This is a genomic window from Streptomyces sp. NPDC107654 (genome assembly GCF_055639035.1).
On sequence record NZ_JBVKBI010000028.1, the window covers coordinates 81795 to 103480 of the forward strand.

19 protein-coding genes and 3 pseudogenes are annotated in these 21686 nt (G+C 73.8%); 15 read left to right on the forward strand and 7 right to left on the reverse strand.

The genetic code is table 11. The features are described from left to right. Positions 1–18: 18 nt before the first annotated feature. Entirely contained in the window at positions 19–2007 is a 1989-nt protein-coding gene (locus tag ACZ7N4_RS33725; protein ID WP_471366375.1) for an ATP-binding cassette domain-containing protein, read from the forward strand. Positions 2008–2058: 51 nt separating this feature from the next. Here ACZ7N4_RS33725 and ACZ7N4_RS33730 read toward each other — a convergent pair whose 3' ends face one another. Further along, entirely contained in the window at positions 2059–2802 is a 744-nt protein-coding gene (locus ACZ7N4_RS33730) for a dienelactone hydrolase family protein (protein ID WP_471366378.1), read from the reverse strand. Positions 2803–3186: 384 nt separating this feature from the next. On the opposite strand from ACZ7N4_RS33730, the pseudogene ACZ7N4_RS33735 reads away from it, so the two are divergent. Beyond that, a pseudogene (locus tag ACZ7N4_RS33735) lies at positions 3187–3753 on the forward strand (MMPL family transporter); the annotation flags it as partial. Between the two features lie 63 nt (positions 3754–3816). Then, positions 3817–4201, forward strand: a pseudogene (locus ACZ7N4_RS33740) (response regulator transcription factor); the annotation flags it as partial. Positions 4202–4309: 108 nt separating this feature from the next. On the opposite strand, the gene ACZ7N4_RS33745 reads toward ACZ7N4_RS33740, so the two are convergent. After that, entirely contained in the window at positions 4310–4741 is a 432-nt protein-coding gene (locus tag ACZ7N4_RS33745; RefSeq protein WP_471366380.1) for a VOC family protein, read from the reverse strand. Positions 4742–4895: 154 nt separating this feature from the next. Here ACZ7N4_RS33745 and ACZ7N4_RS33750 point away from each other — a divergent pair, with 154 nt between their 5' ends. After that, complete coding sequence (locus tag ACZ7N4_RS33750) at positions 4896–5546, forward strand: GntR family transcriptional regulator (protein WP_471366437.1); 651 nt, start codon at positions 4896–4898, stop codon at positions 5544–5546. A gap of 35 nt (positions 5547–5581) precedes the next feature. Then, positions 5582–5827, forward strand: a pseudogene (locus ACZ7N4_RS33755) (ABC transporter substrate-binding protein); the annotation flags it as partial. On the opposite strand, the gene ACZ7N4_RS33760 reads toward ACZ7N4_RS33755, so the two are convergent. Next, on the reverse strand, positions 5815–6510 hold the full coding sequence (locus tag ACZ7N4_RS33760; RefSeq protein WP_471366383.1) for a ribonuclease FAU-1 family protein: 696 nt from the start codon (positions 6508–6510) through the stop codon (positions 5815–5817). The pseudogene ACZ7N4_RS33755 and the gene ACZ7N4_RS33760 overlap by 13 nt on opposite strands. A 187-nt stretch (positions 6511–6697) precedes the next feature. On the opposite strand from ACZ7N4_RS33760, the gene ACZ7N4_RS33765 reads away from it, so the two are divergent. The 8 genes from ACZ7N4_RS33765 (at position 6698) to ACZ7N4_RS33800 (ending at position 16764) form a co-directional block, all read left to right on the forward strand. Continuing rightward, positions 6698–7936: a PP2C family protein-serine/threonine phosphatase gene (locus ACZ7N4_RS33765; protein ID WP_471366440.1), complete on the forward strand. Its 1239-nt coding sequence runs from the start codon at positions 6698–6700 to the stop codon at positions 7934–7936. A gap of 201 nt (positions 7937–8137) precedes the next feature. Next, positions 8138–9922, forward strand: coding sequence for a hypothetical protein (locus ACZ7N4_RS33770; protein ID WP_471366386.1), 1785 nt, complete (start codon positions 8138–8140; stop codon positions 9920–9922). A gap of 346 nt (positions 9923–10268) precedes the next feature. Further along, positions 10269–11246 carry a thiopeptide-type bacteriocin biosynthesis protein gene (locus ACZ7N4_RS33775; RefSeq protein ID WP_471366389.1) on the forward strand — a complete coding sequence of 326 codons (978 nt, stop codon included), beginning with the start codon at positions 10269–10271 and terminating at the stop codon, positions 11244–11246. Between the two features lie 2 nt (positions 11247–11248). After that, positions 11249–13888, forward strand: coding sequence for a lantibiotic dehydratase (locus tag ACZ7N4_RS33780; protein ID WP_471366391.1), 2640 nt, complete (start codon positions 11249–11251; stop codon positions 13886–13888). A 17-nt stretch (positions 13889–13905) separates the two neighbouring features. Next, positions 13906–14058 (forward strand): hypothetical protein, encoded by a 153-nt coding sequence (locus ACZ7N4_RS33785; protein WP_471366393.1) that lies wholly within the window; start codon positions 13906–13908, stop codon positions 14056–14058. A gap of 67 nt (positions 14059–14125) precedes the next feature. After that, complete coding sequence (locus ACZ7N4_RS33790) at positions 14126–15310, forward strand: lanthionine synthetase LanC family protein (protein ID WP_471366398.1); 1185 nt, start codon at positions 14126–14128, stop codon at positions 15308–15310. Between the two features lie 86 nt (positions 15311–15396). Beyond that, positions 15397–16320 (forward strand): RNA polymerase sigma-70 factor, encoded by a 924-nt coding sequence (locus tag ACZ7N4_RS33795; RefSeq protein WP_471366401.1) that lies wholly within the window; start codon positions 15397–15399, stop codon positions 16318–16320. 39 nt (positions 16321–16359) lie between these two features. Further along, positions 16360–16764 (forward strand): hypothetical protein, encoded by a 405-nt coding sequence (locus ACZ7N4_RS33800; RefSeq protein ID WP_471366403.1) that lies wholly within the window; start codon positions 16360–16362, stop codon positions 16762–16764. 69 nt (positions 16765–16833) lie between these two features. Here ACZ7N4_RS33800 and ACZ7N4_RS33805 read toward each other — a convergent pair whose 3' ends face one another. Further along, positions 16834–17436, reverse strand: a complete 603-nt coding sequence (locus ACZ7N4_RS33805; protein ID WP_471366443.1) for a CatB-related O-acetyltransferase — start codon at positions 17434–17436, stop codon at positions 16834–16836. Positions 17437–17680: 244 nt separating this feature from the next. Between ACZ7N4_RS33805 and ACZ7N4_RS33810 the strand changes: the two genes are divergently transcribed. Continuing rightward, the gene (locus tag ACZ7N4_RS33810) at positions 17681–18325 is read left to right on the forward strand and encodes a hypothetical protein (protein WP_471366405.1); all 645 of its coding nucleotides are present in this window, start codon (positions 17681–17683) and stop codon (positions 18323–18325) included. Between the two features lie 18 nt (positions 18326–18343). Here the strand turns inward: ACZ7N4_RS33810 and ACZ7N4_RS33815 are convergent, their stop codons facing one another. Continuing rightward, positions 18344–19621 carry an ankyrin repeat domain-containing protein gene (locus tag ACZ7N4_RS33815; RefSeq protein WP_471366409.1) on the reverse strand — a complete coding sequence of 426 codons (1278 nt, stop codon included), beginning with the start codon at positions 19619–19621 and terminating at the stop codon, positions 18344–18346. Between the two features lie 492 nt (positions 19622–20113). Continuing rightward, a complete protein-coding gene (locus tag ACZ7N4_RS33820; protein WP_471366448.1) occupies positions 20114–20644 on the reverse strand; it encodes a GNAT family N-acetyltransferase in 531 nt (176 codons plus the stop codon). Between the two features lie 148 nt (positions 20645–20792). On the opposite strand from ACZ7N4_RS33820, the gene ACZ7N4_RS33825 reads away from it, so the two are divergent. Next, the gene (locus tag ACZ7N4_RS33825; RefSeq protein WP_471366413.1) at positions 20793–21101 is read left to right on the forward strand and encodes a hypothetical protein; all 309 of its coding nucleotides are present in this window, start codon (positions 20793–20795) and stop codon (positions 21099–21101) included. Between the two features lie 193 nt (positions 21102–21294). On the opposite strand, the gene ACZ7N4_RS33830 is transcribed toward ACZ7N4_RS33825, so the two are convergent. Continuing rightward, positions 21295–21686, reverse strand: a 392-nt coding sequence (locus ACZ7N4_RS33830; protein ID WP_471366415.1) for a type 2 periplasmic-binding domain-containing protein, incomplete at its 5' end; no start/stop codon positions are given.

A 21686-nucleotide genomic window follows, 5' to 3' on the forward strand; every position in this document is an offset into this window, starting at 1 on the left:
CGGGCCGGGAGGTGCCCTGTGAAGCGGTTCTTCGGGCGGGTGCGGATGGCCGAGCCGGAGGTCTCCGACGCCGAGGAAGAGTTGTTCGGCGGCCCCTTGCGCTACGACTTCGGCTGGTCGGAACACGAGCGCGCCCGGCTCGACCTGACGATGACGTCCGCCCTGCGCTCCATGCCCGGGCTGGTCGGAGCGACCTTGCGGATGGCGTGGCGCGCCGACCGCCGTGCTCTCCTGGCGGTCGCCCTGAGCGAGATCGGTCAGGGCGTCGCCGCCGCGGTAGGGCTGCTCGCGGTCAACGCCGTCATGCACGCGCTGCTCGGCCCGGGCACCCCCGGGCAGCGGTTGCACGCGGTGCTGCCGGGCCTGTTCGCCGCCGCGGCGGCGGCCGTGGTCAACTCGGGCCTGGCCGGCTGGTCGACCTCGCGGGCGGGCCGGCTGGAGCCGCTGGTCGAACGGATCGCCACGACCCGGTATCTGGCCGCCGCCGCGTCCGTGGAGCTGGAGGCCATCGAGGACCCGGAGTTCCGGCGGCTGATCGACGTCGCCCAGTTCGGCGCCGGATCCGCCCGCCGCATGATCAGCGCCTGTGTGGCCGCGCTGAACGGGACCATCTCCCTGGTCTCGACCGCCGGCGTCCTCGCCATCCTCCACCCGGTCCTGCTGCCGATGCTGCTCCTGATCGCGGCGCCGCGCGGCTGGGGTGCGATGCGGGTGGCGCAGGAACGGTACGTGTCGGTGATGACCTGGGTCGAGCACGTGCGGGCCAGCCGCCTCATCGGCAACCTGCTCACCGAGCGCACGGCCGCGCAGGAGGTGCGCATCCACGCCGTCGGGCCGTTCCTGCTCAGCCGCTACGAACGCATGGCGGAGAGCGCCGAGGCCGAACAGGAGCGGCTGGCCGCCGGCAAGGCCGTCACCGAGTGGGTGGCCGCCGCGCTGTCCGGCCTCGCCATGGCGGCGACGTACGCGGCCATGTACCTGCTGATCACGAGCGGGCGCATGAGCCTGGCCGTGGCCGGGACCGCCGTCATCGCCGTCCGCTCCGGCTCGGCGAGCCTGGGCGCGCTGGTGATGAACATCAACCAGTTGCACGAGGAGTCCCTCTACGTCCGCGACCACGCCCGGTTCCTGGACGAGGCGGCACGGCGCACCATTCCGAGCGGAGGCGATCCCGTCCCGGCACGGGTGGGGCGGGTCGTCCTCGACCGGGTCACCTACCGCTATCCGGACCGGGAAGCTCCCGCCCTCGACGAGGTCTCGCTGACGCTGCCCATGGGCGCGGTCACCGCCGTGGTCGGCGAGAACGGCTCCGGCAAGAGCACGTTGATGAAGGTGCTGTCGGGCCTGCTGCTGCCGCAGAGCGGGACCGTACGGTGGGGTGAGGCCGATGTCGCCTCCCTGGACCGCTCCCAGATCTTCGACCGCGTCGCCCTGCTCACCCAGGACTTCCAACGGTGGCCGGTGACGGCGGCGTTGAACATCCGGATCGGCCGGCCCGCCCGGGAGGCCGGCCCCGACGACCTCCAGCCGTCCGTCGACTACGCGGGGGCCGGGCCGGTCCTCGCCAAACTCCCCGACGGACTGCGCAGTCTGCTGGCGCGGATGTTCCGCGGCGCCAGCGAACTCTCCGGCGGCGAGTGGCAGAAGATCGGTCTCGCCCGCACCCACTGGCGCAGCTCCACCTCGGACGACGACAGCGTGCTCATCGTGGACGAGCCCACCTCCGCCCTCGACCCGGAGGCCGAGATCGCCGCGTTCGACCGCATCCGCCGGCTCGCCGCCCCGGACCGGGCCGTCGTCCTGGTCACCCACCGCATGTCCGGTGTCCGCCACGCCGACCGCATCTACGTCCTGCACCGGGGACGGCTCGTCGAACACGGCGGCCATGACGAACTCATGGCCGCCCGGGGCCGGTACGCCTCGATGTTCGACGCCCAGGCCGCCCAGTACGCCCCCTCGGGCACCGTCCCCCGTCCCGGCTCACCCGCCGTCGCGGATCCCGCGTGACCCGGCCGGACGCGATGCCGGCGCGGTGCCGGGGCCGACGGTACCGACGCGTCAGCCGGTGAGGGTGCTGTCGAGGAGGGAGAGCAGGCGGTCCCAGTGGAGCCGGAGTGCCGCGGGGTTGAAGGCGTCGGTGTCGGCCATGGTGAAGCCGTGGACCGTGTCGGGGTAGATCTCGGAGGTGTGGTCGACACCCGCGGCGTCCAGGGCCCGGTTGAGCCGGCCGAGGGCCTCGGGCGTCATGTCGGTAGCGGCGTGACCGAGGTGCACCCGGGCGGTGATCCGGGAGAGGAGGGGGTGCGGGCCGTCGGGCTCGTCGGCGCCCACGGGACCGTGGAATCCGGCGACGGCGGCCACCTGTCCGGGGTGGGCCGCAGCGGTGCGCAGCGCCAGGAGACCGCCTATGCAGTAGCCCGTCACCGCGACCGGTCCGGGGCCGACCTCGGGCTGGGTGGTGAGGAAGCCGAGGTAGGCCTCGGCGTCGCGCAGGACGCGTTCGGTGGTGTGCGCCTCGATCAGGGGCATCAGCTGGGCGAAGACCGCGGGCCTGGCCTCTTCTCCGATGTGCTCGGGGAGTTCGATCACCGGCGCCGGGCCGTGCCGGTAGAAGAGGTTGGGGACGAGCACGTAGTACCCGTGCCCGGCCAGTTCGCGGGCCAGCTCCCGCAGCACGGGCCTGATGCCGAAGCCGTCCGCGTACATCAGCACGCCGGGGTGCCGCCCGTCCTGGTCGGGGAACGCGGCGAAGGCGTCCGCCCGGCCGTCCGCGGTGGGGATCAGCAGTGTCTTGGTGCGCATGAACTCTCCTGTCGTGTCGGTGTGCAGCGTCTGTGGTCCACACGACGGAGGCGGATCCCGCGCGGCGGCGGCGCGGGACCTTCTGTCGGACACCGGGCCCCCACCGGCCCGTACGGCGCTCAGAGGAGCACCGGGTCACCGATCCGTGTGTGGCGCGATGCCGTCCCGGTCGTCATCCCCCCAACCTAGTCCGCCCGGCAGAGCCGGCGCGACGGCTTTGCGCACCGCGGGCGGCCGGTCCCGGCACCGCCGGTCTACTGCGATCGCGGTAGCCCCGGGTGTCTGCGGGCGGCCGATGACCAGAGACCGGGTGGCTGCGAGCGTGAGGGCGGGGCCCGAACCGTCGGCGCGGCTCGTGCGACGCACCCCTCGGAAGGCTCGTCGATGTCCCCTCCCGCCCGCTGGTGCCGCAGGCACCGTCTCGCCGTCGTCCTGGCCTGGGTGGGCCTGCTGATCACGCAGGGCGCCACGGTCGGCGCGGCCGTCAGCCACTTCGACCACAGCCCGACCACGCAGAACGCCGGCTCCGCCAAGGCCACGGCCCTGCTGCGGAAAGCCGCGAGCAGCGCGGCGGGCAAGAGCGGCCGGGTCGTATGGGGGGTGGAGGACGGAAAGGTCACCGAATCCGCCGCCGAGCAGCCGATGGCCGACGCCCCGCGGAATATCGGGAACGCTCCGGGCGTCGCCTCCGTGAGCAGCCCCTTCACGGCGGTGGGCAGGCGTCAGATCAGCAGGGACGGTACGACGGCCTACGCCACCGTCGCGTTCCAGCAGGACGTCGGCGACACCCGCATCGAGCATGTGAAGCGGCTGGCCGCGGGACCGGAGTCGGCGAGTCTGCACATCGCGTGGAACGGGCAGGCGTTCACGGTCGACCCCGAGGCGAACCCGGTCACCGGCGCGATGGACATGGTCCTCGCCTTCGTGGTGCTGCTGTTCGTCTTCCCGGCGGTGTCGGTGGCAGCGCTGCCGATCATCATCACCGCCGTCGCCGGTGTCGGCACCTCCGCGCGGCGGGCCGGGGCGAGCGGTTTTTTCGGCAAAGGGGTCGAACCGGCGCAACTCCTCGACGCGATCCGCCTCGTCGCGGCCGGCGATGCCTCGCTCTCCCCCACCACGACGAACGGCCTGGTCTCCCGCTCCTCGCTCGGCCCTCCCCGGACGAACTCACCGATCCTCGGCGGCCGGCCGCCCTCACCCCGCGCGAGCGCGAGGTCATGACGCAGTCGCCGCAGGCCTGTCCGATGACGAGATCGCCGGACCCTCTTCGTCATCCCGGTCACCGTCAAGACGCACGCCCGCCGCCGCCATGGCCGAACTCGGCGCCCGGGACCGGGACCAGTTCGTCGTCATCGCCTATGAGGCCGGCCTCGTACGCGCAGGAGGGGTTCCGGCCTGAGGGCACCCCGCCCGCACGCCCCGGCCGGAAGCCGTTCAGGCATCGCTTCGCCGTGCGTGCGCTTCGGCAAGGAGGGCAACCGCCGTCGGTTCCTTGGCGTGGCGCCCGTCAGGCGGCGAACACCTGTGAGTCGTCGGCGAACGCCTTGAACTCGAGGGCGTTGCCCGCCGGGTCGAGGAGGAACATCGTCCACTGCTCGCCCGTCTGGCCCTCGAAGCGGACGTGGGGCTCGATGACGAACTCGGTGCCCGCTGCGCGCAGCCGGTCGGCGAGCTCGTGGAACTCGGCGATGGTGAGGATCAGCCCGAAGTGCGGCACCGGGACGTCGTGTCCGTCGACCGGGTTGTGCACGTGCCGGCCGCGCCCGGGGGCGAGGTGCGTGACGAACTGGTGCCCGTGCAGGTTCCAGTCCACCCACGTGTCCGCGCTGCGGCCTTGCTCCAGGCCCAGTACGTCACCGTAGAACCCGCGGGCGGCGGCCAGGTCGTCGACCGGCACGGCCAGGTGGAAGCGCGGGATCGGCGAGTCGAGAACGGTCATGGCAACTGCCTTCCTGGTGACGGACGAAGGGCCATGGTCCAGGTCACCTGTCCCTGCTCCCCTCACCTCTTGTCCTGATGTTGACATTCCGACAACGGGTGAATGTTAACGTCGGCACATCGGGGAGGTGGGCGGGTTGAGCGAACGCGGTCGGGTGGCTCCGGCCCGGCGTCGCGGTCTGGCCGAGGAGGTCGCGGACCGCATCCGAGAGGCCGTCTTCGACGGGACGTACGCCCCCGGCGCGCAGCTGCGCGAGGTCGAGCTGTCCGCTGACATGGACGTCAGTCGCGGTCCGGTCCGCGAGGCCCTGCGTCTGCTGGAGCGCGAGGGCCTGGTCCACTGCGCCTGGCACCGGGGAACGACGGTGACCACGCTGTCGGCAGCGGACGTGGAGGAACTGGACAGTCTGCGCGGCGCGTTGGAGGACCTGGCCGTCCGCCGGGTCGTCGCGCGGGCCTCGGACGAGGACCTCGGCTCCCTCGCGAAGGCGGCCGAGATGATGGAGCGGGCCGCGGACGCCCATGAGTTGGTGCGCTGTGACATCGCCTTCCACGACGCGGTGTTCGCCGCCACCGGCCACCGGCGCCTCACCGACGCGTGGAACGGCATCCGGTGTCAGGTCCACCTGTTCCTGCTGACCCGGATCGGGCACCGTACCGAGGACTACCTGGACCGCATTCCGCGCGAGCACCGGGAGCTTGTCGCCGCGTTGCGCGCCCGCGACGCCGGCACCGCGCTCGACCTCTTCGCCGTACACCGGCGCCACGCGGTGGACGTGGTCAGGGGCACCACTCAGCCGGGCTGAGCCTCGTAGCGACCCCGTCGTCACGGCCGCGGACGCCGTCGTTCGTCGCCTTCCAGGGCTACGGCACGGTCGCCGTCCTCGCCCAGGTGCTGGGTTCGCACGGTGTCGACCGGGCGCGATCGCCGAGGCCCGGCCTCGCGTCGCCGTCGACGGCACCCGGGGCCGGACCGCCTGGCCGCACGTCCGGGACCAGTGCCCGGCAACGGGCTTGGCCACCGGTTTACGTCGTTGATCGTGATCCGGCGCGGCCCGATCGCTTCCGGGTTCTTCACCCCGGCTGAGCGAAGTCGGACATCAGTCGGCCGGAGCGCTCCCCCGGTGCCGTGGCGGGTCGCGGGAGACACGGGGCAGGCCAGGCCGGGTCCCACCGCCAGGCCGACCACGCGTCGACGTCGGCGAACGGGCCGGAGCGCTCGGCGAGCATCGCGAGGACCTCGGTGCGGGCGGCGTCCACGGCCTGGTGCTCGGTGTCGGTGACGATACCGAGCCGTCGCACGTGCGCGTACTCGTCCTCGTCCTTCCACTGCCAGCGGCTCAGGTCGGGGGCGACGACCAGGTCCACGGCGAGGTCGAAGGTGTCGAACCCGTCCGCCGTACGACGGGTGGGACGCTCGAAGTTGACGTACCAGTTCCGCAACCCGGCGGGAGTGTAGAAGGCGTTGACGCTGAACCACGCCGTCGGCGGTTTCCACAGCAGCAGCTCGGTCTCCTGCCAGTGTGCGCTCGCGAGTTCCCACGCGCCGCTCGCCATGGCGTCGAACGCCTCCGTACGCGTCGAGCGGTCACCGTCGGAGCGGGCCTTGGCATACAGCACGGGCCAGCGGGCCTCGGCGCCCGGCGGGCACGCGGTCACCAGGGCGTCACCCGTGTCGGCGACGACGCGCAGGGCGTGCTCGCTCCACACGCGGCCGCCACGGTGGACGTCACGCCGTACGACCGTCTGTCCCGTTCCGAAGCCGTGCACCGCTCCCCCTCCGCCCCTCACCGCCGGCCGGCGGCCCGCCCAGGCCGCCACACGGACAAGCATGCCCCCGGCCGGCGGGCTCCAGCCTGCCGGGGTGCGCCGGGCCGGGGCGGCGGCGATGCGCCGGTCACGGTCAGGCGCATACTTTCTGTGAGGACACCCGGCGGCGGGACGGGAGCCGCACGTGATCACTTCACAGATCGACTACCAGGCGCTGTTCGCCGTGACGCCCAGCCCCTATCTGGTTCTCGACCCCCACCTGGTGGCCGTCGAGGTCAACGAGGCGTACCTGCGCGCGACGGGCCGGAGCCGGGACGAGCTGATCGGCCGGTACATCTTCGACGTCCACCCCGACAACCCGGCGGACCCCGAAGCCGACGGTGTCCGCAATCTGACCGCCTCCCTGCAACGGGTCCTGCGCTCGAAGAAGCCGGACACGATGGCGGTGCAGAAGTACGACGTCCCGGTCTCCGGCCGGCCCGGAGAGTTCCGGGCGAAGTGGTGGTCGCCCATCAACACTCCCGTCCTGGGCCCCGACGGGGAGGTCGCGTGGATCATCCACCGGGTGGAGGACATGACCGAGTTCGTACAGAGCCGCCCTCCGCGCGCCGGACCGGGGGATCCCCGCGGTGACGAGTCCGCGGTGGAAGCCGAGCTGTACTCCCGCGCGCAGGAACTGCAGCACCTCAACGAGGAACTCCGCGAGGCCCACCACCGGGAGCGCCGCACCGCCCTCACCCTCCAGGAGGCCATGCTGCACTCCCCCGACCTGGCCGGGCACGAGGACATCGCCGTGCGGTACATGCCCGCCGCCCGGTCCCTCAACGTCTGCGGCGACTGGTACGACGTCGTGGACCTGACCGAGGGCTGCTTCACCGTCGCGGTCGGTGACGTCGTCGGCCACGGCCTGGAGGCCGCCGCCGTCATGGGCATGCTCCGCAGCACCCTGTCCGCCGCCGTCCGTGCCCTGCACGAACCGGGCACGGCGATGGACGTCGTGAGTCTGTACGCCCGGACCTGCGAGGGCGCTCTGGCCGCGACCGCGGTCCAGGCCGTCATCGACACCCGCCACCGGCGCATCACGTACACCAGTGCCGGCCACCTGCCGCCCGTCCTGTCCCGGCCGGACGGCACCACGGTCCTGCTCGACCAGGCCACCGACCCTCCGCTGGGCGTTCCCGTCGGCCACGCCCCGCGCCCCGAGGCCGTGCTCCCCTACGCCCCGGACGACACCCTGGTGCTCTACACCGACGGACTCGTGGAACGCCGCGACGAGGACATCGACGCCGGCCTGCACCGGCTCTCGGACACCCTCGCCCGCCATGCCCGGTCCGACCCCGAGCAGCTGTCCGACACCCTGCTCACCCGCCTCGGCGTGGCGCAGGGAGGCCGGGACGACATCGCTCTGATCGTCGTCCGTCTGTAGTCGGTGGCGGGTCCGTCCCGTGCGGACGGAGCTGGTCCGTGACACCCACCCAGGGGTCGTCGAAGGGAGTACGGCGGGCATCCGCGCCGTACTTCGCTAGGGTCGGCACACCCGCTTCGCCGGCGTCGTGAAGCTCCGGCCCTCCCGTCCCGTCCCACCACGGCCACCGGGACGACCGGCCGTCAGCCCGTGAGGAGTTCCATGCGCGACTACGACTACGACCTCGGCGGCCACGGCCGGCGCGTGACGACGGCGTCCCCCGAGGCGCAGACATGGTTCGACCGCGGCCTGACCTGGACGTACGCCTTCAACCACGAGGAAGCCGTCCGCTGCTTCGAGGCCGCTGCCGCGGCGGACCCCGGCTGCGCCATGGCCGAGTGGGGCCTGGCGTACGCCCTGGGGCCGAACTACAACAAACCGTGGGAGTTCTTCGACGAGGACGAGCTGGAACGGACGGTGGAGCGTGCGCATGCCGCCGTGCGGCGCGCGCGGGCGAAGGCGGCCGGTGCCACGCCGGTCGAGCAGGCGCTCATCGGTGCCCTGCGGGCCCGCTACCCACGGGCCTCGGCGCCGGACGCCGGGGACTGCCCGGTGTGGAACACCGCCTACGCCGACAGCATGCGCGCGGTGCACCGCCTGGCCGGCGACGACCCGGACGTCGCCGCCCTGTACGCCGACGCGCTGATGAACCTCACCCCCTGGCGGCTGTGGGACATCCGCACCGGCCGGCCGGCCCAGGGCGCCCGCACCACCGAGGCCAGGGCCGTGCTCGAACAGGCGATCGCCACGGAGGCGGGCGAGCGGCACCCCGGGCTGCTGCACCTGTACATCCACCTGATGGAGATGTCCCCCACCCCCGAGGCCGCCCTGTCCGCCGGTGACCGGTTGCGCGGGCTCGTACCGGACGCGGGTCACCTGCTGCACATGCCCTCGCATCTGGAGGTGCTCTGCGGCGACTACCGCCGTGTGGTCGACGACAACACGGCGGCGGTCGCGGCCGACGAGAAGTTCGCGGCCCGGGCCGGCGCGATGAACTTCTACACGCTGTACCGGTGCCACAACCACCACTTCAAGATCTACGGCGCGATGTTCCTGGGCCGCTTCGGGGACGCGCTCGACGCGGCGGACCGGCTGGAGGCGGCCGTACCCGGGGAACTGCTGCGCGTGGACAGTCCGCCCATGGCCGACTGGCTGGAGGGTTTCCTGGCGATGCGGGTGCACGTGCTCATCCGCTTCGGGCGCTGGGAGGACGTCCTGCGCCTCGCGCTGCCGGCCGACGCGGAGCTGTACTGCGTGACCACGGCGATGCTCCGGTACGCGCGCGGGGTCGCGCTCGCCGCCACCGGCCGGATCGGCGAGGCGGAGCGGGAACGCGAACTGTTCCGGGACGCGGCGGCCCGGGTCCCCGCGACTCGGATGCTGTTCAACAACACCTGTACGGACATCCTGGCGATCGCGGCGCACATGCTCGACGGTGAGCTGGAGTACCGCAGGGGCGCGTACGAGGCCGCGTTCGCGGCGCTGCGCCGGTCGATCGAGCTGGACGACGGTCTTCCGTACGACGAGCCGTGGGGGTGGATGCAACCCACCCGCCACGCCTACGGTGCCCTGCTCCTCGAACAGGGCCTGGTCGAGGAGGCCGAGGCCGTCTACCGCGCCGACCTGGGACTGGACGACACCCTGCCCCGCCCGCTGCAACACCCGGGCAACGTCTGGGCGTTGCACGGCCTGCACGAGTGCCTGGTGCGGCTGGGCAGGCAGGCGGAAGCGCACCTCGTGGCCCAGCAGCTGAAGTTCGCCGCGGCGGTGGCGGACGTGGAGATCGAGGCGTCCTGCTTCTGCCGGCTCCAGCCCTCCGGCCACCCGGCCGGAGAGGGCGGATGCTGTGCCGGGGACGGCGGATGCTGTGCCGGAGAGGGCGGATGCTGTGCCGGAGAGGGCGGATGCTGTGCCGGAGAGGGCGGATGCTGTGCCGGGCGGGGCTGAGGCCGGAGGGCTCACGCACACCGGACCTCGGCCCCTCACGCCGGCCTGGGGCCGGTGTCACGGCCGGATCAGAGGGGCTGCTCGCGGGGGGAGCAGGGGTCGCAGCAGGAGGGGGCCGGTTCGACGCAGACGGTGACCGTGTCGGTGTTGGCCGTCAGGTCGGGCGGCTCGCCCCGCCCGTCGGCGGCGCCGGTGGGAGAGCGGCGCGTCGGCCGCGCTTCCCCCGGGGGTCGCCTACCTCCCGCGCACTCCTGTTGATCATATGACCAATTCGCTTTCGCGCTTCGGGACGTGCGCCGTGCGGACATCACAAGGGTGGATCCGTCTTCCCCGGTGAGGAGGCCGCATGGTGCGAGTGGAGCGTCTACTGGCCGACTGCCTGGAGGACGCGCGGACCGAGCCGTTCGGCACCGTGCCCGTCGCCGCCCAGGACGCCGGTTACGCGGCGGCCCGCAGGACTTTCCTCGCAGCCGGTCTGCACGCCCTGCGCACGCACACGCCCGACGCCGGATGGGTGCAGCTCAATCTGGGCTGCGCACCCGCCCGGCGCGGACCGCTGCCGTACGGGCACCTCGCCGCCACCGCACGCGAGTCACTCGACTGCGGACAGGCGCGCGAGTTCTTCTTTATGCACAAACCCCCGGGGCTGCGCGTGCGGTTCCTCGCGGCCCGGCCGTCCCGGGCGGGTGAACTGCGCGACGCGCTGCTGAGGCGTCTTGGGCCCGGGCAGGCGGAAGACGCGTGGGGGCCGCCCCTGGCCGGTGTGTACGAGCCCGAGACGTATCTCTTCGGCGGGCCCCGCTCCATGCCCTGGGTGCACACCCTGTCCACCGCCGACTCGCTCGCCTGGCTGGACGTCCACACCCTCGTGGCCGGTGCCCCGGCGCCGCCGTCCTGGCGGGTGTCGCTGGCGTTGCTGCACGCGGTGTTCGACGGCCTGGACATCGTCGGCTGGGAACATCGCGGGGTCTGGCAGGCCGTCCGGGAGGAGACCGGCCGCCGGCTTCCCGCAGGGCTCGGCGAACCGGACCTGCGGCGGGCCGCCGCCGGGATCCGCGGCTGGTGGGAGCTGAGCCCCGGCGCCCGGCTCGAAGCGCTGCCCCGGGGATGGCGGGACGTCGTGGGTGAGCACGTCCAGGCGGTGGGGCGGGCCGCGGAGCAGTGGCGCACCCATTACTTCGCCTCCGGCGAGGCCACGATCGGCGCACGCCGGGCCGCCGCCCACTACGCGATCTTCCACTGGAACCGGGGGGCGTTGTCCACCGCACGCCAGTGCCTGCTCGCCGAGGCGCTCGCCGACGACGGCCGTGAGGGGGTGCGGTGAGCATGGCGCGGGTACCGGCACAGGCGGCGGACACCGGTGGCGCGGTGCCGGGGGCGACGGCGCTGCTGCGGGTGGGCGGGATGCCCGGCGCGGCTTGGACGGCCGGGGCCGCCGACCACCTGTTCGAGAGCGCCGCCCGGCAGGCCGACACCGCCGAGCGAATCGCCGTACGGGCCGGAGCGCTGGCCGACCGGCTGGGCGACGAGGTCGTACCACACCCGTCGCTGGCCGCCGCCGACCGGGGGGCCGTACTCGCCCTGCGCCGGCGCCTGCACTCCGGCGCGGCCCCCCGCAGACCGGACTGCCTGGTCCTGGAGCACTCGCCCGCCGTGCCCGCCGATCTCGTGCGGCAGGCGCGCGCCCTGCTGGACGAGGCGGAGGCCGCCGAGGCCGCGGTCGCCGCACTGCGGCAGGCGGTCGTGGCCGAGCAGGAACGTGTCGCCGAGCAGGTCTGGCGCACGGTGCGCTCCAGCCCGGTGATGCGGGCGTTCGTGGCCAGCGCCGCGCCCGGACTCGCCGACGACGTCGAACGGCGGCTCGCCGCAGGGCAGTCCTGGTCGGGCAGGCAGCTGCGCAAACGCGCCGCCTACCTGTGGCGCGTCGTGGGCCGGGCCGCGGTGAAGACCACGCCCCGCGGCTGGGCGGGCCAGATCGCCCCGCTCGCGGTGACCGGCGGGCCGGACGGATGTCCCCCGCTGCTCGCGCCCGGTACGACGCTCGGCGCCCTGGCCGCGATCACCGTGGAGAACGTCCACCTCGTGCGCGCGCGGACCGCCCCCGCGGACCTGCGCACCGCAGGCCCGGACACCCTGCTGGCGCCGACGCCCCTGCACTTCGCCGAGCCGCCCGCCACCGCGCCCGGCGACGCACCGGGCCGGCTGCGCTGTTACGTCGTGGCTCCCGGCGAACCCGGCCGGCTGCGGCAGATCCTGCTGCGCCGCACCCCCCTGCTGGAGGGCGTGCTGGCCCTCCTCTCCGACGGGCCGCGCCCGCTGGTCGAACTGGAGCCGGCGCTGGCGTCCCTGTCCGCGCCGCCCGGCCGGCCGCCCCTGTCCCCGGGTGTGCTGCGCGGGTTCCTCCAGCACCTGCACGGCCTGGGCCTGCTGCAGATCTGCCAGGCGCCCCGGCACCACCACAGCGGCTGGGTGGAGGTCGATACGGTCACCGCCACCGGCACCCTGCCGCGGCCGGCGGCGGGCGGCGGCTCCGACGCCTGGTTCCTCGACTCCTACCGCCGGCTCGGAGCCGACGCCGCCGTGCCCGCGGCGGCCGTCGCACGCGTCCTGCGCGGACTGCGGATCGCCGCCCGGACCGCCGCCCTGCTGGCAGCCGACCACCCCGCGGACCCCGGCGAGCGGCAGCCCGCGCTCGCCGGACTGACCGAACAGGCGCGCCCGCTCGGCGAGATCCTCGCCGACCGGCTGAGCGCCGACGAGCCGCCGCCCGCGCCCCGCCGCTACACGGGCTGGTCCCCCGCCCACGACCACGGCGGCGGCTACGCCCGGCTGCTGGACCACCTCGACGCCGCCGCCCGCCGTGGCGCCGCGTGCGTCGACCTCGACCACACGCTGCTGGACACCCTGGGCGCTCCCCCCGCCGACGACGCCCTGCCGCCCTGGCCGGTCGACTGTCTGCTGCGCCCGCTGGCCCCCTCCGCCGGCACCGGCCCGGTGGCCGTCCTGGAGACCGCCTCGGCCGCCGGGGTGCTCGACGCCCGGTTCGCCGACGGACTGCGCGCCCTGCACGGCGGCTACGGCAACGGCGACGCCTACCGCGCGTTTCTCGCCGCCGTCGAGGACCGCACCGGCGTCCGCTTCGTCGACCTGCTGGTACCGCCGCTCACCGAGCGGTCCGCGAACGCCGTGCGCCGGCCCGTCACGACCCGCTGGTGGACCGGCGACCCGGACCCCACGCCGTACTACGGCGCCCCCGGCCGGCACGCCCGCCACCTACCGCTGGACCGCATCAGCCTTCGGCGCAGCCGGGGCCGGATCGTGGCCGAGGCGGACGGCCGGCGCATCATCCCCGTGTACCACGCCACCCGGTCCCCCGCCCCGCCCTACGACACCCTGGTGCGCCTGCTGCTCGCCGCGAGCCACCCCGCCGCCTCCTACCTGGTGCGCCTGGACGCGCCGGAGGCGGCCCTGCCCGACCGGGTCAGGCTGCCGCGGCTGACCGCGGGCGGCGACCTGGTCCTGGCCCCCGCCACCTGGCGGATCGACCGCGGCCGGCTGTGGCAGCCGGGCGACGACCTGTCCGCCAAGGTCCGCACGCTCGCCCTGCTGCGCCGCGGTGCCGGCCTGCCCCGGCACGCGTTCGCGCGCACCGCTCCGGGCGGGAAGCCGGTCCCCGTCGACTTCGCCTCGCTGACGGCCCTCCAGCAGATCGAGCGGCTGTGCGCCCGGGAGGCGGGCACCGCGCTGCTGGTGGAGGAGATGCTGCCGGCACCCGACGACCTGCTGCTGCGCGACCCGCTGCACGGCGGCGCGGCCGTCGCCGCGCAACTGCTGCTCCGGCTCCCCCACGACCAGAGCACCGCCCGGCTCGCCGCAGCCGCCGCGGACGCCCTGGCCGTCGGGGACCGGCACGACGTCCCCGGCCCGCCCGCCAGGCGGCCCGCCGGGGCGGCCCACAACCGATGAGCGAAAGGGGAAGTCCCATGCCCGCCAATGAACTCACCGAACTCGACACCCTGATCAGCGACCTGGAGGAGCGGATCACGAGCGAGGACCTGCCGTCGTCGGCCGCGTACAGCGAGGGCTGCAGCGGCGTGTGCACGATCATCATCTGCAACACGGTCGTGATCTGCTGATCCGGCCCCGGGAGCCGCCCGCCCGGGAGGGCGGCTCCCTCCCGGCCCGGCGCACGCGAGGAGGACGATGGCACACGACACGGCCGTACCGGTCACCCCGCTCGACGACGTCCGCGGCTTCGCCGTCCGCTACCTGAGGGAGTGGGCCGCCGCGCCCGAGCAGGGCGCACACCCCTGCGACCCCGGGATCCCGGTCCTGGCCCATCTGGTCGCCGACGGGCGGGCGGCGCCGGAGGCCGTGGCCGTGTGGTCCCGTACGGCGGGCCGCGGACCGTCCCACCCCGCCCTGTACGACGGCGGCCTGGCCGGCACGCTCGTCGGCCTGGGCCTGGGCGCCCAGGTACAGCCCACCCTACGGCCCGCCGCGGACCGGCTCGCCGCCCACCTCGGCGGACGCCCGCTCCGCCACCGCACCGGCGCGGTCGCCTTCCCCGACTACGACCTCATCTCAGGCCCCGCCGGCACACTGCTCGCCCTGTGCGCCACCGCGCCGGCCGAGCCGCCGCCACGACCGCTCGCCGAGCACTTGGCGCTGCTGTGCGACGACCCGGAGCTGGGACGGCTGCGCACCGGGCACTACGCGCACCACCCGCACCTCGCCTGGGTCCACGGCCGCGTCAACACCGGCATGGGGCACGGCGTCGCCGGAGTGGTCACCGCGCTCACCGCCGCGCTGCGCCGGACCGGGTCGGACACGGACCTCGCCGCCGGGATCGCCGCGGCGCTGGGCCGGGCCACGCGCTGGCTGGTCCGGCAGGCGTACGACGACGAGCGGGGCATCCGCACCTGGCCCGGCGCCGGCCTCGACCGTCCGCCCGCACGCCGGGCCGACCCCCGCCAGGCCTGGTGCTACGGCACCCCGGGGGTCGCCTGGGCGCTGTGGGACGCCGCCGACGCCCTTGGGGACGCGGCGGCCGCGGACTGGGCCGCGACCGCCTTCACCACGCTCGCCGAGCACTACGACGAGACGTTCCACCTCTACGGCGACACCCCGGCCGACCGCCTGGGGCTGTGTCACGGCGCCGCCGGTGTGCTGGCCGTGGCCGACGCGTTCGACCGCCACGCGCGGCTGCCCGCCGCCGCCGCGCTCAAGAACCGGCTCCTTCACCACCTGACGGCCCGTCTCGCCGCCCCTCCGCCGGCCGCCTGGCCCACCGACCTGCTGACCGGCCTGCCCGGCACCCTCGCCGCCCTCCTCACCGTCGCCCACGGGACACCTCGCGACTGGCTGTGCTGCCTGGGGCTGCGCTGAGGCACAGCGCCGAGTGATCTGCCTCACATGTCGTCACGGTGGCCGCGTGCGCGGTGTCTTGTGGTCCCGGGAGACGAGGAGACGGCATGCGTGAAGGACAAGGGCACGACGTGAGCGACCGCGCCGCGGCCGATCCGGCGACCGAGAGGTTTTTGGAGCACCGCAACCTGCTGTTCACCGTCGCCTACGAGATGCTCGGATCGGCTGCCGACGCCGAAGACGTCCTGCAGGAGACCTGGTTGCGCTGGGCCGGGACCGAACTGGAACGGGTGAGCGATCCGCGCGCCTACCTGGTGCGGATCACGACCCGGCAGTCGCTCAACCGGCTGCGCGGCATGAAGCGCCGCAGGGAGGCCTACGTCGGCCAGTGGCTGCCCGAACCGATGCTCACCGCGCCGGACGTGGCCGAGGACGTCGAACTCGCCGAGAGCGTGTCGATGGCGATGCTGCTCGTCCTCGAGACGCTCTCACCCACCGAGCGGGCGGTGTTCGTGCTGCGCGAGGTGTTCGACGTCGGCTACCCCGAGATCGCCGAGGCCGTCGGCAAGAACCCCGCCGCCGTACGCCAGATAGCGCTCCGGGCCCGTCGGCACGTCGACGCCCGCCGCCCTCGTACACCGGTCTCCCCGAGCGCCGCCCGGGCGGCGGTGGAGTCGTTCCGGCGTGCGCTGGAAACCGGGGATCCGCAGTGCCTCCTGGACGTACTCGCCCCGCACGTCGTCCTGATGAGCGACGGCGGCGGCCTGAAGCGGGCCGCGCTGCACCCGATGACCGGCGCCGAGAAGGTGATCCGCTTCTACACCGGCGACGCCCGCGTTCCCGGGGTCACGATCAGCTGCGAGCCCACCGTGGTCAACGGTCACCCCGCGCTCCTCGTGCACCGGGACGGCGCGTTCGACGGCGTCATGGCCGTCCACGTCGAGGACGCCCGGATCACCGGCCTCTACTACGTCCGCAACCCGCGGAAACTGACGCGTATCTCGTCGGAGACCGCGCTCACCCTCCGGTGAACACACCGGACGCCCAGACACCCCGGAGGGAACCACACCATGACGTCGCGGACGACGGCACACCACCGCAGCCAGACGTTCCTGAGGGTCTCGATCGCCCTGCAGACCCTGGCGCTGTTCTTCCAGGCCGGCACCGCCGGACTGCTGCTGTCCTCCTCCCACGGCGAGGCGCTGCACAGCGCCGGTGCCCGTGTGATGTACGGCGCTTCGATGCTGTACGTGCTCGCCGCGGTCCTGGCCTGGCGGCCGGGCGGTGCGCCACCCCGCCCCATCCTGTACGCCTCGGGTTTCCTGACCCTGGCCTCCGTACAGGTCGTCCTGGGCATCGCACACGTACCGTCGCTCCATGTCCCCCTGGGCGTCCTCATGTTCGGCCTCAGCACACTGGCCCTGGGGCAGGCGGTGACGGGGCGCCTGCCGGTGCGTTCGGACACGGTGCGGTAGCCGCACCGAGGTGCCCGGTGGCCGCCGCGGTGTTCGGTGCGGCGCCCGCGGGGTTCGTGGAGCTGAGTGCTACGCCGGTGCGGCGGCCTCCAGGTCGGGGATGCTGCCCGACATGATGGTCCGCACGTGCTCGGTGATGTGCTCCGCCGGCCAGTCCCACCAGGCGACGGCCAGCAGCCGGGCGATGTCCTGCTCGCTGAAGCGGGTGCGGATCAGTCGGGCCGGGTTGCCGCCGACGATGCCGTAGTCGGGTACGTCACCGGTGACCACGGCACCCGTGCCGATGACGGCTCCGTGTCCGATCCGCACGCCCGGCATGATCGTGGCCCCGTGGCCGAACCAGACGTCGTTGCCGACGACGGTGTCCCCTCGGTTCGGCAGACCGGTGAGCAGGTCGAAGTGCGCGGACCACGCACCGCCCATGGTGGGGAAGGGGAAGGTCGACGGGCCGTCCATACGGTGGTTGGCGCCGTTCATGATGAACCGCACGCCCGTGCCCAGCGCGCAGAACCTGCCGATGACCAGCTTCTCCGGCCCGTAGTGGTAGAGCACGTTGCGGGTCTCGAACGCGGTGGCATCGTCGGGGTCGTCGTAGTAGGAGTACTCACCGACCTCGATCAGCGGGGACTTCACCAGCGGTTTGAGCAGTACCACACGCGGCTGCTCGGGCATGGGGTGGAGGACCGTCGGGTCGGCGGGGGCAGGGGTGGCGGGTGTCGCGGGCATCGCGGGCGGGTCCTCGCAGTTTCTCGGCGGTTGCGGTTCGGTGACGGGTCCATGGTCCCGCCACCGGACCCTCCGTGCCCACCGGTTTACCGCCGACCCCGCAGGCCGCTCCCCTTGCGTCGGCCCGGGTCTCGTCCTCGTACCCTCGTCGGCGTACGACGGCTGATGACGTTCGGGAGGCGACGGGGGTATGAGCGGGTCGGGAACTGCGGCGGGGACCGTGCCGCCCGGCGGTGCGGTGAGCGGGAGGCGGGCGTGGAGCCCGGCCCGCAGGGCGGTCGACTCGTCGGCGTGGGCCGTGGCGGTACCGGTGCTGCTGCTGTTCGGGGCCGGGGTGGCGCAGTGGGTGACGCTGCTCGGCGTGGTCGTCGTACTGGCCGTCCTCGCGGTCGCGACGTGCCTGGTCGGTGGGGTGTGGCACCGGGCCGGGGCGGCCACGCTGGTGGCGGTCTCCGGTTTCGCGCTGACGCTGTTCGCCGGGCCGGCGGTGTACGAGGGGTACATGCGGGTGGTCGGCGAGCCGGTGGACGCGGTCGTCGTGGACGTCGCCGACCTGCACCGCGGGCACGGCGCCGACATGCTGTGCACGGTCCGCGAACTGGGCGGTGGGCGGCGCACGTTCGAGGTCTCCCAGATGCAGAACTGCTTCGGGCAGGCCGGGAAGGGCGACCGGATCACGGTACGCGAGGACCCGCTGGGTCTGCTCGATCCGTGGCTGCCGTACGGACCCGTGGACCAGGGCACCGGCGAGGTGACCGCCGCTACGACGGCCGGGCTGACCGTGGTGGTCGGGGCGTCCGTCTTCTACGGCGGGCAGCGGCGGCGCGGCCGTTAGCCGCCGTGGAAGAGGGCGTCAGCGGCCGTCGCGGCGCCACTCGTAGCGCCATGCCGCGCCGAGGTAGCGCTCCTCGTCGGGGCGCTCGGGGTGCGGCGGGCCGAGGCGGCGGGCGCCTTCCACGCAGCGTGCGTCGTCGTGGAGGGCGAGTCCGTACACGACGACGGCCTGGACCCGGCGGTCCGTGTCGTCCAGCAGGGCGGCCAGGGCGTCGGTGAGGGCCGGGTCCCGGTCCGCGCCCTCGGCGACCGTGTGACAGGCGTGCTCCCGCACGACCGCGTCCTTGTCCGCCATCAGCTCCCGCAGCGCCGCGCGGGCCGGGCGGGAGAAGGCCGGCGGGGAGGACCAGGCGTTGAGCCCCTGGGCCACCGCCCGCCGTACCTGGACGTCGTGGTGGCCGGCGTGGGGCAGGAGGGCCGCCTCCGCGCGGGGGCCGGGGTGTTCTCCCAGGGCGACCAGCACCTCGGTGAGCACGGCGAGGTCCGCCTCCTCGGCCGCCCAGTCGGTGAAGATGTCCAGGGCGGGCCCGGCGAACGCGTCCTCGTCGCTGTCGTCGAAGAGGTGGGTCAGCCGCAGCACCTCGGCACCGAACAACCTGCGGACCGGGTCGGGATGGGCGCGCAGCGCCGCGGCGGCCGTCCAGGTCTCCTCGTCGCGCCGGTGGGCCAGCAGGATGGTGACGGTTCCCCACGCGGTGTGGTCCTGGTCCGGGTGGGCCAGCGCACGGCCCATCAGCTCCTCGAAGCCGACGCGATTGCGGAGGAGTTCCTCCAGGCGGGTGAGGATCGCCGCGTGCCCGTCCCGTACGGCCGTCCCGCCGAGGGAGAACTCCTGGACGCTGTGGAACTCGTCGTCCTGGACCCGGGTACGGCCGGCGGAACCTCCGGCCCCTGTGCGGTGGCGCAGTTCGGCCTCGACGCCCGTCTCGTGCCAGTGACGCGCCAGGTCCCGCAGCTCCAGCAGCTCCTGCTTGCCGTACCGCCCGCGTGCCCTGCTGTCCAGCAGCACCTCGACCAGCGCCGGCGACCCCCAGTCGACCGCCTCGCGCAGCGGGAGCGGCCCGTCCGGCCCGCTCCGCCCCGGATCGGCTCCGTGGTCGAGCAGCAGCCGCGCGACGGTCGCGGAGCGGGCGTGGACGGCCAGCCAGAACGCGGGCGTCCCGCGGACGTCGCACACGTCGGCGTCGCTGCCCTCCCCGAGAAGCCTCTTCACCAGGTCGGTGTCGCCGTCACGAGCCGCGGCGACCAGCGGAAGATCGCCGTCCGCCGCACCGCTCGCGCTCGCGTCCCCGCTCATGTCCCTCCCCCGTCGCGTTTCCGTAGCCCGTGAAGTCTAGGGATGCGGAATGCGTACCCGGGCACCTTTTCCGGCAGGTGGCAGGCGGTGACGCGGCCGGGTGTACGCCCGTGGTGACGAGCCGGTCCCCGTGCCGGAGAACCACATACGGCCCCAGGCCGCCCCGCACGGCCTGGCGTAGCGGACTTTGAACGCGGTGGTGCGGCGCGCGTCATCAGCGTGCGCAGCGTGCGCCTCGCTGTACGGGTGCGCTTGCGCACGCCCCGTTGCGCAGTCGGCCGCGGGTGTGCCGTTCACCGGGCGGGCGGGCCGGGCGCGTCACCGTCGCGGGGTCGGCGGGTCGGTGATGGCGTGCGCCGGGCGGGCGCGCTGTGACGGGTGCAGGGAGCGGTGGTGGTGGTGGAGGGAGCGGTGGCAGTGGAACGTCAGGCCGCCTTGTGCCATGACCAGCACGCGCTACGCGTCGAGCGCGGCCGTTGACGCGACGGGGTGTCACAGCCGGTCGGCCGGTGCCTGCGGTGAGGGAAGCTCCCACCTGATCTCATCCTCGTGCCGGTGACCGGTGGGAGCGAGGCCGGCAGCGGCGGCAACGGCGGCGGATGCCTGGTGGTCCGGATGGATGTGGGCACGGATCGTCCGCACGCCCTGCTCCCGCAGCAGCCAGGCGACGAGTCCTCGTGCCGCCTCGGTGGCGATGCCTCGCCGCTGCCACGGAGTTCCGACCACCCAGGCCACCTCGGCCACACATCCGTGGTCAGTGGCCGTGACCGTGGCCTGGACCGTTCCGGTCAGGCGTTCCTCCTCGCGGAGCCGGATCACCCAGTTCCACCACGTGCGGGAAGGATCGGGTGAGCCGGCGACCAGGCGTTCGTACCGGGTGCGCAAGGCCTGCGGGGTGTGCGGGGTGCCGCCGATGAAGGCATGCAGGCCCGGGTCGGAGAGCACCTCGGCCATCTCGTCCGCGTGCTCGACGGCGAGCGGCACGAGGCTCAGTCTGCCGGTTTCCACCGCCCCGATCTCCATGCCGTTCACGTCGTCTCCTGTCCGGGCGTTCCATCCGCTGACGCCCCGTCCGAGCCTACGGGGCCGGGGGGGCGGTTACCGGCCGGTTAACAGGTCTCTGTAAGATCCACTTCGACCGACTCAAGCCCTACCTGGGGGATTACAACCTATGACCAAGCGTATGTCCGCCCTGGCCGTCTCCGCGGTCATCGCCGGCGGCTTCCTCGTCACGTCGGTGCCCGCGCACGCGGCCACGCCGGCCGGCCACGGCGCGATCGTGTCCAAGGCCACCGTCACGTGCAACGAGCGTCAGATGCGCCAGCAGATCTCGCAGCTCAAGACCAAGGCCGCGGAGCTGAAGCGACTGGGCGAGACCACGGCGGCCAGGAAGGCGCTCGCCGACGCGGCCGCCATCCAGCGGCGGCTCGACCAGTGCCGGAAGGCCGACGAGGACCAGACCAAGCCGTTCCCCGGCTAGTCTCCGTTTTCCCGTGTGGCGCCGCTCGCCCCGTTCCCGGGGTGGGCGGCGCCACATGTTCGTTGTCGCCCAGGCGGCCTCCGGCTCCGCCGATCTCCGCATGCGTCCCCACGTGCGTCCCCGTCTGCGTCCTGAACGGCCGGAAGGGCTGGGCAGGCCTTGAGCGCTCACGGGCTCCGGGGCGCGCGTGCGCTCAGAACGCCCCTGCCAGGGAGGCCGCTCCACCGCCGCGTGCGCGCTTCAGCCGCTCCCGGTACGCCGGTACCTCATGGGCGACGGTCCAGTAGGCCTCCTCCAGTTCGGGGAAGACCTCGTCCAGTTCGGTCTCCGTGCGGGCCGCCAGCAGGAGGCGCACCCCTATGGGGTCGCCCTTCAGCGGGCGGATCGCCAGGTCGGGACGGGGATGGGCGGTGGGCTGGCTGATCGTGACGACCTCTCCGGTGGCGGCCAGGGAGTAGGCGGTCAGGTAATCGCCGTGCAGCATCTCGGCGTTGAGGCCCGCCGCGCGCAGGGCCCGGCACAGGCCGTCCCACTCGCCGTCTACCGTGGAGTCCACCATCCAGCGGTCGCCGGCCAGATCGGCGA

Excerpts from the sequence above, each read along its gene's own strand:
- ACZ7N4_RS33775 (WP_471366389.1), top strand. The coding sequence starts at position 10,269 with ATGGTGCGAGTGGAGCGTCTACTGGCCGACTGCCTGGAGGACGCGCGG.
- ACZ7N4_RS33795 (WP_471366401.1), top strand. The coding sequence starts at position 15,397 with ATGCGTGAAGGACAAGGGCACGACGTGAGCGACCGCGCCGCGGCCGAT.
- ACZ7N4_RS33820 (WP_471366448.1), bottom strand. The coding sequence starts at position 20,644 with ATGGAGATCGGGGCGGTGGAAACCGGCAGACTGAGCCTCGTGCCGCTC.
- ACZ7N4_RS33825 (WP_471366413.1), top strand. The coding sequence starts at position 20,793 with ATGACCAAGCGTATGTCCGCCCTGGCCGTCTCCGCGGTCATCGCCGGC.
- ACZ7N4_RS33805 (WP_471366443.1), bottom strand. The coding sequence starts at position 17,436 with ATGCCCGAGCAGCCGCGTGTGGTACTGCTCAAACCGCTGGTGAAGTCC.
- ACZ7N4_RS33800 (WP_471366403.1), top strand. The coding sequence starts at position 16,360 with ATGACGTCGCGGACGACGGCACACCACCGCAGCCAGACGTTCCTGAGG.
- ACZ7N4_RS33730 (WP_471366378.1), bottom strand. The coding sequence starts at position 2,802 with ATGCGCACCAAGACACTGCTGATCCCCACCGCGGACGGCCGGGCGGAC.
- ACZ7N4_RS33785 (WP_471366393.1), top strand. The coding sequence starts at position 13,906 with ATGCCCGCCAATGAACTCACCGAACTCGACACCCTGATCAGCGACCTG.
- ACZ7N4_RS33810 (WP_471366405.1), top strand. The coding sequence starts at position 17,681 with ATGAGCGGGTCGGGAACTGCGGCGGGGACCGTGCCGCCCGGCGGTGCG.
- ACZ7N4_RS33815 (WP_471366409.1), bottom strand. The coding sequence starts at position 19,621 with ATGAGCGGGGACGCGAGCGCGAGCGGTGCGGCGGACGGCGATCTTCCG.
- ACZ7N4_RS33780 (WP_471366391.1), top strand. The coding sequence starts at position 11,249 with ATGGCGCGGGTACCGGCACAGGCGGCGGACACCGGTGGCGCGGTGCCG.
- ACZ7N4_RS33745 (WP_471366380.1), bottom strand. The coding sequence starts at position 4,741 with ATGACCGTTCTCGACTCGCCGATCCCGCGCTTCCACCTGGCCGTGCCG.
- ACZ7N4_RS33770 (WP_471366386.1), top strand. The coding sequence starts at position 8,138 with ATGCGCGACTACGACTACGACCTCGGCGGCCACGGCCGGCGCGTGACG.
- ACZ7N4_RS33790 (WP_471366398.1), top strand. The coding sequence starts at position 14,126 with ATGGCACACGACACGGCCGTACCGGTCACCCCGCTCGACGACGTCCGC.